Below are 367 nucleotides of genomic sequence, written 5' to 3'. Positions count from 1 at the left end.
GGTTGATTTTCAATCTCAGCGCAACAGCCTGAACGGACCCCGCGTTTCCGCAGCTAGCGCAACGCGGAAATAGCCCCCGGCACCTGGCCGTCGCCTCGTTTCCGCAGGTGGATAGGCTGTGGAGGCCGGTGCCCCCATGCCGCCGCCGCATGCTCCGCCAGCCCGCCGCGCAGCCGTTCCGGACTCAGCGCAACGGGCCCTCCGGCCCATGTCCCGGCCCGACGCCTACCCCGCCAGCGGCCCCTCGCCCCTCGCGGCCCTGGCCCTGTCGATGCAGCCGGGCGTGAGGTCGAGCTCGCCGGGCGCCAGCTCCTCTATCCCGAACGCGTCCATGAGGGCGGAGGCGTCCTCCCCGAGGGCCATCCGC

Source organism: Collinsella sp. AF19-1LB (genome assembly GCF_003459655.1).
Classification (GTDB): Bacteria; Actinomycetota; Coriobacteriia; order Coriobacteriales; family Coriobacteriaceae; genus Collinsella.
Note: the sequence above shows the minus strand (reverse complement) of the source record.